Origin of the sequence: Pseudomonas sp. S32 (genome assembly GCF_016648095.1) — a bacterium.
Classification (GTDB): domain Bacteria; phylum Pseudomonadota; class Gammaproteobacteria; order Pseudomonadales; family Pseudomonadaceae; genus Aquipseudomonas; species Aquipseudomonas parafulva.
Window position 1 is genome coordinate 112606 of the sequence record NZ_JACVVF010000013.1, and the last position, 9698, is coordinate 122303.

Sequence of the window (9698 nt, forward strand, 5' to 3'; positions counted from 1 at the left end):
CAGCAGACCGAGCCGATGCCGCAACCGATCCCCCTCAAGGACCACGACAAGGAGAAAAACCTGGTCAACCGTCGGCTGTTGGCCTGCGCTGCCCTGGTGTTCAGCCTGGTGGCCGTGCTGGTGGGGCGCCTCTACGTGCTGCAGGTATTGCAGCATGCCCAGCAGAGCGCGGTGTCGGAGAACAACCGGGTGCATGTGCTGCCCATCGCCCCCGAGCGGGGGCTTATCTACGACCGTAACGGCGTGGTGCTGGCCGACAACAAGCCCAGCTTCGACCTGACCATGACCCGTGAACGTACCGGCGGCGCCACCGCCCAGGTGCTCGATACCCTGACGCAGGTGCTGGGCCTTGGCGAAGAGGACCGCAAGCAGTTCGACAAGGACCTGCGGCGTGGTCGCAAGCCGTTCGAGCCGGTCACACTGATGGTTGGGCTGGATGAGCAGCAAATTGCCCTGGTGGCGGTCAACCAGTTCCGCCTGCCGGGCCTGGACGTTGAACCACAGTTCATCCGCGAATACCCGCTGGGCGCGCACTTCGCCCACTCGGTCGGCTATGTGGGGCGCATCAACGAAAAAGAAGCCAAGACCCTCGACAGCACCGAATACCGCGGCACCCAGTCGATTGGCAAGACCGGTATCGAGCACTTCTACGAAAGCCAGCTGCACGGCCATGTGGGCTACGAAGAGGTGGAAACCAATGCCCAGGGCCGCGTGATGCGGGTACTCAACCACAAGGCCCCGACCCCGGGGCAGGATATTGTGCTGACGCTGGACGCCCACTTGCAGCAGGCTGCGGAAAAGGCCCTGGGTGATCGCCGTGGCTCGGTGGTGGTACTGGACCCGGCCAATGGCGATGTACTGGCGATGGTCAGCAACCCCAGCTTTGACCCCAACCTGTTCGTCAAGGGCATCAGCTTCAAGCAGTATGCCGAGCTGCGCGATTCCATCGACCGCCCCCTGTTCAACCGGGTACTGCGCGGGCTGTATGCTCCAGGCTCCACGGTCAAGCCCGAGGTGGCCATCGCGGGCCTGGACAGTGGCGTGATCACCCCGGGTAGCCGGGTATTCGACCCTGGCTATTACGAACTCCCCAACTACGACCACAAGTACCGTAACTGGAACCGCACCGGTGACGGTTGGGTAGACCTGTACACCGCGATCATGCGGTCCAACGACACCTACTTCTACGACCTGGCGCACAAGCTGGGCATCGACCGCCTGCACGACTACATGGCCGAATTCGGCCTGGGCCAGAAGGTCTCGCTGGACATGTTCGAAGAATCGTCCGGCCTGATGCCCTCGGCGCAGTGGAAGCGGGCCACCCGGCGCCAGGCCTGGTTCCCGGGCGAAACGCTGATTCTCGGGATTGGCCAGGGCTACATGCAGGTGACGCCGTTGCAACTGGCGCAGGCCACCAGCCTGCTGGCCAGCAAGGGGGTGTGGCACCGCCCGCACCTGGCCATGACGGTGGGCGGCGACACGCCGGTAGACCCCAACCCCATGCCCGATATCGTGCTGCGCGACCGGCGCGCCTGGGACCAGGTCAGCCAGGGCATGCAGATGGTCATGCACGACCCGCGCGGCATTGCCCGGGCGGCGGCGGCAGGTGCCCAGTACCGCATCGCCGGCAAGAGCGGCACGGCGCAGGTGGTCGCCATCAAGCAGGGTGAGCGCTATAACCGCAACAAGACCCTGGAGCGTCACCGCGACAACGCCCTGTTCGTCGGCTTTGCGCCCGCCGAGCACCCCAGCGTGGTGGTGGCGGTGATGATCGAAAACGGCGAAGCAGGCGGCCGCGTGGCAGGGCCGGTGGTGCGGGAAGTGATGGACGCCTACCTGCTGGATGACCAGGGGCACCTCAAGCCGCAGTACGCCAGCGGCAACGCCGCCAAGGCGTCACCGCACGGGTAGCGGCTGCCTGGTTTCAGGCCGCCGCGCGGGGCATCAGGTCGTAGGGGTGCTTCCAGCCCGGCAATGCTTGCAGCCGCGCCTTCCAGGCCTCGATATGGGTGAATGCCGCCAGGTCGATGCCGGTGTCTTCGGGCATGAACACATAGCCTGCCAGTGACAGATCAGCAATGGTCGGCCGGGCGCCGACCATGAACGGCGTCTTCGCCAGGTGCGCGTCGACGATGCGGTAGGCGGCGGTGGCGCGCTCGCGCAGAAAACCGGTCACGTCCGTCTCACCGGTGTTCTTCAGGCAGAACAGAAAGCGCAGCGCCGCGTAGTAGCTGGTGAACTTGTGGTTGTCGAACAGCATCCAGCGCCAGATCTCGCGCTTCTCATCGTCATCCTTCGGGCCGAACTGGCCAGTGCGCTGGCTGAGGTAGTCAAGAATCAGCGCCGACTGGGTGAGCGATTTGCCGTCATGCTCCAGCACCGGCACCTCACCCTGCTCGTTCACTTCATCACGCCAGGCCTGTTCGCGGGTCTGGCCGTTGAAGAAGTCGACGAAAACCGGCTGCCAGTCTTGCCCGGTGAGTTCGAGCATGAGGGCAGCCTTGTAGGCATTACCAGACTCGGCGAAGCAGTGCAGCGTGTATTCGGCCATGGACGCGATCCTAGCGTGAGGTGGTGGGGGCAAGGGCGAGCAGACCATGGGCCAGCCGGTAGGGTCAATGGCCCGGTGCAAACGGTCATGAAGCTGTGCTTAGATGCCGTCTTCACTGTGCAAGGACGGCTCACCATGCCTTACCCCCCACTCCCCCGTACCCTGAGCACGGCCCGCACCCTGTTGGTACGCCCTGCCCCGGCATTCGCTCAACAGGTGCATCAGGCACTGCTCCACAGCTACTCCCTGCATCAGCCTTTTCTGGAGTGGGCCAAGCCTGACTGGACCCTGGACGAAGTGCGCGACAACCTGCAGACCAGCGCCGAAACATTCCACGAGCCCACCAAGGAAAAGCGCTACTTCGTGCTGGCGCCCGACAGTGGCGCGGTTATCGGCTGCATTGGCCTGACCCCTGGCGACGGCGCCTATGAGGTGGGCTATTGGGTAAACCAGGCCTGCGCGGGCCAGGGGCTGATGCGTGAGGCACTCACTTGCCTGCTGGATGCGGTCGCGGCACCGGTCTGGCTGACCACCGCCGCTGACAATGCCGCCAGTCAGCGCCTGGCTGAACGGGCAGGTTTTGCGCTGACGGGCCACCAGCACTGTGACCAGCAACCCGCCACGCCACGTCCGCTGTATCGCCGGGGCGCGCCGTCAGCCGTGGCCTGACGCCTAAAGCCGCAGCGGCGGGTGGCCAGACGCGGCAATGGAACTACCCTTGGTGGGTTGGCCTCATAAACTCTGAGTGGTCATTTTCCCTGGGCGTCACCCTATTGGAGAACACGACATGCGCCACCTTATGCTCGTCCCTGCCCTGCTGCTTCTAGTACCTGCCGGTGCGGCCCTGGCCCGTGTCGACGGGCGCGACATCGCCACCTCGGCCGGTGTGTCGGCCTCGCTTTATTCAACCTTCAAAGACGACAAACGGATCATCCCCGCCCGTGACGAGTTGTCTGCATTCGTTGCCAGCGGTGGCGCGATCCGGGGCGCCTATGTTGAGGCGGCCCTGCAACAGGCGCGCAAGGACCACCCTGGCCTGCAGGCCAGCGATGACGAACTTGCCCAGGCCATTTTGTCTCAGGACGATCTGGTCGCCCAGCAATGAGGGCCTGCGTGCCGGCCAAGTGACAAGGTCGTGATGTCTGGCCGGCATCCCTATGCTTGGGGCGTTTCCTGCCCCCCATAACAATAAGAACCGAGTCATTCATGACGATGCTCTACGACGAACGCATCGACGGCGTGTTACCTGCCGTAGACCGGGAAGGCCTGCGCCAGGCCCTTACCCAAGCGATGCCCGATTTGCAGGTGCTGCACCGTGAAGAAGACCTGACACCCTACGAATGCGACGGCCTGTCGGCCTACCGCACCCTGCCTTTGCTGGTGGTGCTGCCGGAGCGAACAGATCAGGTGCAGACCGTGCTGAGCCTGTGTCACCAGCGCAATGTGCCGGTCGTGGCGCGCGGTGCCGGGACGGGGTTGTCCGGGGGCGCCCTGCCCTTGGCCAAAGGCGTGCTTCTGGTGATGGCGCGCCTCAACCGCATTCTCGAGGTTAACCCGCAGGGCCGCTTTGCCCGGGTGCAGCCGGGTGTCCGCAACCTGGCCATCTCTCAGGCCGCCGCGCCCCATGGCCTGTATTACGCCCCCGATCCGTCCTCGCAAATTGCCTGCTCCATTGGCGGCAACGTTGCGGAGAACGCCGGGGGTGTGCATTGCCTCAAATACGGGCTCACCGTACACAACGTGCTCAAGGTCGAGATACTGACCATCGAGGGCGAACACCTGACCCTGGGCAGTGAAGCCTTGGACAGCCCAGGTTTCGACTTGCTGGCGCTGTTCACCGGCTCCGAAGGCATGCTTGGGGTGGTCACCGAGGTCACCGTCAGGCTGCTGCCCAAACCGCAGGTGGCGCGGGTGCTGCTGGCCAGCTTCGAGTGCGTCGAAGACGCGGGGCGCGCTGTGGCGCACATCATTGCCGCAGGGATCATCCCAGGCGGGCTGGAGATGATGGACAACCTGGCCATTCGGGCTGCGGAGGACTTCATTCACGCCGGCTACCCGGTAGATGCAGCAGCCATGCTGCTGTGCGAGCTCGATGGCGTGGAAGCCGATGTGCAGGACGACTGCGAGCGGGTGGCGGCAGTGCTGGAACAGGCCGGCGCACGGGAGGTGCGCCTGGCCCGTGACGAGGCGGAGCGGGTACGCTTCTGGGCGGGGCGCAAGAATGCGTTTCCGGCTGTGGGGCGGCTGTCGCCAGACTACTACTGCATGGATGGCACCATCCCGCGCCGGCAACTGGCCCACGTGCTCAAGCGCATTGAAGAAATGGCCTGCGAGCACGGGTTGCGGGTGGCCAATGTGTTCCATGCCGGGGACGGCAACATGCACCCGCTGATTCTGTTCGATGCCAACCTGCCCGGCGAGCTGGAACAGGCTGAAACCCTCGGCGGCAGAATTCTGGAGCTTTGCGTGGCGGTGGGGGGCAGCATCACCGGCGAGCACGGGGTCGGCCGGGAAAAGATCAACCAGATGTGCGCGCAATTCAACAGCGACGAGCTACGCCTGTTTCATGCAGTGAAGGCGGCCTTCGACCCCCGCGGCCTGCTGAACCCTGGCAAGAACATCCCTACCCTGCACCGTTGTGCTGAATTCGGCGCATTGCACGTGCACCACGGGCAATTGCCGTTTCCGCAACTGGAGCGGTTCTGATGAGCCTTGACCGGGACATGAGCGCGGCCCTGCTGGAGCAGGTGTGCCAGGCATTGGAATCAGAGACGCCATTGGCCATTCAAGGCAGCGGCAGCAAGGCGATGCTGGGTAACCCGGTGGTTGGCCAGGTGCTGGATACCCGTTGCCACCGTGGCATCGTCAGCTACGACCCCACCGAGCTGGTGATCACCGCCCGCGCCGGTACGCCGCTGCAGGAAATCGAAGCAGTGTTGCACCAGGCCGGGCAGATGCTGCCCTGCGAGCCACCGCACCTGGGCCCTGGGGCCACCGTGGGTGGCATGGTGGCTGCCGGGCTGTCTGGGCCCAGGCGCCCTTGGGCAGGTTCGGTGCGTGACTATGTGCTGGGCACGCGGGTGATCACCGGCCACGGCACGTTGCTGCGCTTTGGCGGCGAGGTGATGAAGAATGTCGCGGGCTACGATGTGTCACGGCTGCTGGCCGGCAGTTTCGGCTGCCTGGGCGTGTTGACCGAAGTGTCGTTGAAAGTGCTCCCCCGGCCGCGCCAGTGCCTTAGCCTGTGCCTGCCGATGAGCCGCCAACAGGCCCTGGCCGAACTGCTGCGCTGGGGCCAGCAGCCGTTGCCGATCAGCGCCGCCTGCCATGACGGTGATGCCCTGTGGTTGCGCCTGGAAGGCGGTGAAGGGTCGGTGCAGTCGGCACGCATGCGCCTGGGCGGCGAAGTGGCAGACGGCCGTTTCTGGGCCGATCTGCGCGAGCAGCGCCTGGCCTTTTTCGCAGGTGCCGAGCCGCTCTGGCGCCTGTCATTGCCGATTGCCACAGGCGACCTGCCCTTGCCCGGCAGGCAGTTGCTCGACTGGGGTGGCGCGCAGCGCTGGCTGAAGTGCGCCGCAGACGCCCACAGTATCCACCACATTGCCGAACAGGCCGGTGGCCATGCGACTTGCCATGGCACCGGTGTGCACGGCAACCCGCCTTTGCCAGAAGCGCTGATGCGCTACCACCGTGCACTCAAGCACCAGATGGACCCCAAGCGGGTGTTCAACCCCGGCCGTCTCTACCCGGACCTGTGAGGCCAGACCATGCAGACCACGCTCAGCGAACACGCCCGTGCCCTCGATCGCGCCGACGAAGCCGACAGCATTCTACGGTCCTGCGTGCATTGCGGCTTCTGCACCGCCACCTGCCCGACCTACCAGTTGCTGGGGGATGAGCTGGACAGCCCGCGCGGGCGGATCTACCTGATCAAGCAGATGCTCGAAGGCCAGGTGGTCACCGCCAGTACCCAGTTGCACCTGGACCGTTGCCTGTCCTGCCGCAGCTGTGAAACCACCTGCCCATCAGGGGTGAAGTACCATGACCTGCTGGACATTGGCCGGGGGTTCGCCGCGCGGCAGATCCCTCGCCCACTGGGTCAGCGCCTGCTACGTCAGGGCCTGCGTGCCGTGCTGCCACGCCCGGCGCTGTTCAAGGCATTGTTGCGCAGCGGCCAGGTGTTGCGCCCGTTGCTGCCGCTCGCCGTGAAGAACAAGCTGCCGGCGCACCAGCCGGCCCCTGGCCCGCGCCCCACCGCGCGGCACACGCGGCAGGTGCTGCTGCCCGAAGGCTGCGTGCAACCCGCCCTGTCGCCGGCGACCAACGCGGCTGCCGCTCGCCTGCTGGACCGCCTGGGTATCAGCATTGCAACCACGCCACAGGCGGGTTGCTGCGGCGCGGTCGATTATCACCTGGACGCCCAGCAGCGGGGCCTGCAGCGTGCACGGCGCAACATCGATGCCTGGTGGCCGGCAATCGCCGCCGGTGCCGAGGCCATCGTCATCACCGCCAGCGGCTGCGGCGCTTTTGTACGTGAGTATGGGCACCTGCTGGCAGGCGACCCGGCCTACGCCGATAAAGCGGCCACTGTCAGTGGCCTGTGCCGCGACCTGGTGGAGGTGGTGGCCAACGAACCGGTCGAACAACTGCAGGTAAACACCGGGCAGCGCCTGGCCTTTCACTGCCCGTGCACCCTGCAGCATGCATTGAAGCTGGTTGGCGCGGTGGAAGCCCTGCTGCTGCGGCTGGGCTTCAGCCTGACCAGCGTGCCAGACGGCCACCTGTGCTGTGGCTCGGCGGGTACCTACTCCCTCACACAGCCGGCGTTGGCACTGCAACTGCGCGATAACAAGCTGGATGCCCTGGAAAGCGGCAACCCGCAGCTGATCGCCACCGCCAACGTCGGCTGCCAGGTGCACCTGGGCGGTGCCGGGCGCACGCCTGTGCAGCATTGGGTGGAAATCGTCGAGGCGGCACTCGATCTGACAGGCACTGACGAACCTTAGGCTTAAGCCGTGGCGCGTTCACGACTGTCAGACTAGGAAGCTTCCTAGCGCAATATCAGAAACGTCTTACTTGTTAGCCTTGCCTGGAGAAAACATGATCGGCTTGGATTGAGCACCCGAGGAAGCCGCCCATGCCCCCCTACCCACCGACCATCGCCCAGTTGCGCAGCAGCCTTTGCGAATTGCTGGCTCACGACCTCAGCAACCCGGAGGATGACCCGCATTTGTCCGGGGTGCTGTTTTTCTGTGCCACCGATGAACGCACGCGGCAGCTGATCGAACGGATCGAACTGCTCGCCAGCGAGGCATTTTTCGATGCCAGCGGGCGGGCGATCACCCAGCACATGAAAGCCGTGGCGCTAGAGGGCGTGTCGATCAAACGCAACCGCCACGCACCTGCGGACGAGACCATGATCCGCATCCTGCTGCCCGACAAGCGCTACATCACGGTCAGTACCGCCCGGCTGTGAACGGCCAACGCAACAGCGGCGGCAAATCCGCTATCCTGAGCGGCCCTCCGCACCGGATCGCACCATGGAACTGCACATCCGCCTCGAAGGCCGCAAAGGCCTGGCCGACCAGCTTTACCGGCAGCTGCGCGCCAGCATCGACAGTGGCCATTTGGCGGCAGGCAGCCAGTTGCCGCCCAGCCGCTTGCTGGCAGTCCAACTGGGCGTGTCCCGCAAGACCGTGGCCGAAGCCTACTCACGCCTTACCTACGACAACCTGCTCAGCGGCGTGGTGGGCCGTGGCACCTTCATTACCCCACGCCAGCCAAACCGCGCGTCCGGGGCCAGCCCCATCGCCCTGGCCGGCAGTGCCTCGCTGCAGCGCTGGCAACAACGCGCCACGGTGCTGGGCCAGCGGCCGCAGCAACCTGTGCACTATGATTTCGTCGGCGGTGCCTCAAGCAAGGCCCAGTTCCCGTTCGACCAGTGGCGCAGTTGCCTGAACGACGCTGCGCGGCGCTGCCAGCGCCATGCACAGCGGCAGTTCCCCGCCCAGGGCCTGCAAGAGCTGCGGGAGGTCATCGCCCACCACATCGCCTATGCGCGCGGCGTACACTGCACGGCCGACGATGTGCTGGTGTGCAACGGCGCCCAGCAGGCGCTGGACCTGATCGCCCGGGTGCTGGTGGAACCGGGTTGCCAGGTGGCCATGGAAGACCCAGGCTACCCACCGGCGCGGCAGCTGTTTCTGGCCTTGGGCGCACGGGTGCAGTCGGTGGCGGTGGATGAGCAAGGCTTGTGCGTGGAGCAGATCGCCGAAGGCACCCAGCTGATCTACGTCACCCCTTCGCACCAGTTCCCACTGGGCGTACCGATGAGCGAGGCGCGCCGGCATGCGCTGCTGGCACGTGCGGCCACGCTGGGCGCGCTGATCATCGAAGACGACTACGACTGCGAGTTCCGCTACCACGGCCCTGCCGCCCAGGCGCTGCAGCGCCTGGACCAGCACGGGGTGGTGGCCTACGTGGGCACGTTCTCCAAAACCTTGTTGCCTGAACTGCGCCTGGGTTACGCCGTGCTGCCAGCGGCGGTACTGCACGCCGCCTGCGTGGCCAAGCAGCTGAGCGACTGGCACAGCCCTACCCTGTTGCAATGGGCACTGGCGCGCTTTGTGGGGCAAGGGCACCTGAACAAGCACATCCGCCGTTGCCATGAGGTGTACAGCGCCCGGCGCGAGCGCATTCTGTCGCGGCTGGAGGGCGACCTTGCGCCTTGGTTGAGCGCCATCCCCGCCCACGCGGGTTTGCACCTGAGCGCCCTGGCGCGCCCTGGGGTCGATGTGGAACGGCTGACCAGGCTGGCGAACACTGCGGGTGTGGGGCTGTACTCGCTGGCACCGTTCTTCAGTGAAATGCCGGTGAGGGCCGGGTTGATGATGGGTTTTGGGGCTATTGACCTGCTGGACATCGACCCGGCGCTGGATCGGGTGCGGGATGTGCTGCAGGGCATGGGGTGATGGGCCGCTTCACGGCCCGTCACGCCATTTTGATTCAACAGGAAACTGTTTGAGCAACTGTCTTCCACAAGATCTCAGAGCTGGCGCAATCACTGTGGGAGTGGGTTTACCCGCGAAGCAAGCACCGCGGTGTGTGGCACCGGCTTTGCCGGTGTTCGCGGCTGAAGCCGCTCCCA

At 65.4% G+C, this 9698-nt stretch carries 9 protein-coding genes; 8 read left to right on the top strand and 1 reads right to left on the bottom strand.

Going from position 1 to position 9698, the window contains the following annotated elements; all coding sequences use genetic code 11:
• Nucleotides 1-15 precede the first annotated feature (15 nt).
• On the top strand, nt 16-1911 hold the full coding sequence (gene mrdA / locus IAE38_RS09955) for a penicillin-binding protein 2 (RefSeq protein WP_201165390.1): 1896 nt from the start codon (nt 16-18) through the stop codon (nt 1909-1911).
• Nucleotides 1912-1924: 13 nt separating this feature from the next.
• On the opposite strand, the gene IAE38_RS09960 is transcribed toward mrdA, so the two are convergent.
• Nucleotides 1925-2551 (bottom strand): glutathione S-transferase family protein, encoded by a 627-nt coding sequence (locus IAE38_RS09960; protein WP_201217415.1) that lies wholly within the window; start codon nt 2549-2551, stop codon nt 1925-1927.
• A gap of 135 nt (nt 2552-2686) precedes the next feature.
• Here IAE38_RS09960 and IAE38_RS09965 point away from each other — a divergent pair, with 135 nt between their 5' ends.
• The 7 genes from IAE38_RS09965 (at nt 2687) to pdxR (ending at nt 9522) form a co-directional block, all read left to right on the top strand.
• A complete protein-coding gene (locus IAE38_RS09965) occupies nt 2687-3220 on the top strand; it encodes a GNAT family N-acetyltransferase (protein ID WP_201165394.1) in 534 nt (177 codons plus the stop codon).
• A 118-nt stretch (nt 3221-3338) separates the two neighbouring features.
• Nucleotides 3339-3656, top strand: a complete 318-nt coding sequence (locus IAE38_RS09970; protein ID WP_028634391.1) for a DUF2388 domain-containing protein — start codon at nt 3339-3341, stop codon at nt 3654-3656.
• 101 nt (nt 3657-3757) lie between these two features.
• Complete coding sequence (glcD, locus tag IAE38_RS09975) at nt 3758-5257, top strand: glycolate oxidase subunit GlcD (protein ID WP_201217417.1); 1500 nt, start codon at nt 3758-3760, stop codon at nt 5255-5257.
• Entirely contained in the window at nt 5257-6309 is a 1053-nt protein-coding gene (gene glcE / locus IAE38_RS09980) for a glycolate oxidase subunit GlcE (RefSeq protein ID WP_201217418.1), read from the top strand. Before glcD ends, glcE begins: the two co-directional genes overlap by 1 nt.
• Before the next feature lie 9 nt (nt 6310-6318).
• Nucleotides 6319-7557 carry a glycolate oxidase subunit GlcF gene (gene glcF, locus IAE38_RS09985; protein ID WP_201217420.1) on the top strand — a complete coding sequence of 413 codons (1239 nt, stop codon included), beginning with the start codon at nt 6319-6321 and terminating at the stop codon, nt 7555-7557.
• A 131-nt stretch (nt 7558-7688) separates the two neighbouring features.
• A complete protein-coding gene (locus tag IAE38_RS09990; RefSeq protein ID WP_201165401.1) occupies nt 7689-8027 on the top strand; it encodes a hypothetical protein in 339 nt (112 codons plus the stop codon).
• A gap of 64 nt (nt 8028-8091) precedes the next feature.
• A complete protein-coding gene (gene pdxR / locus IAE38_RS09995; RefSeq protein WP_201217421.1) occupies nt 8092-9522 on the top strand; it encodes a MocR-like pyridoxine biosynthesis transcription factor PdxR in 1431 nt (476 codons plus the stop codon).
• The last annotated feature ends 176 nt before the right edge of the window (nt 9523-9698 follow it).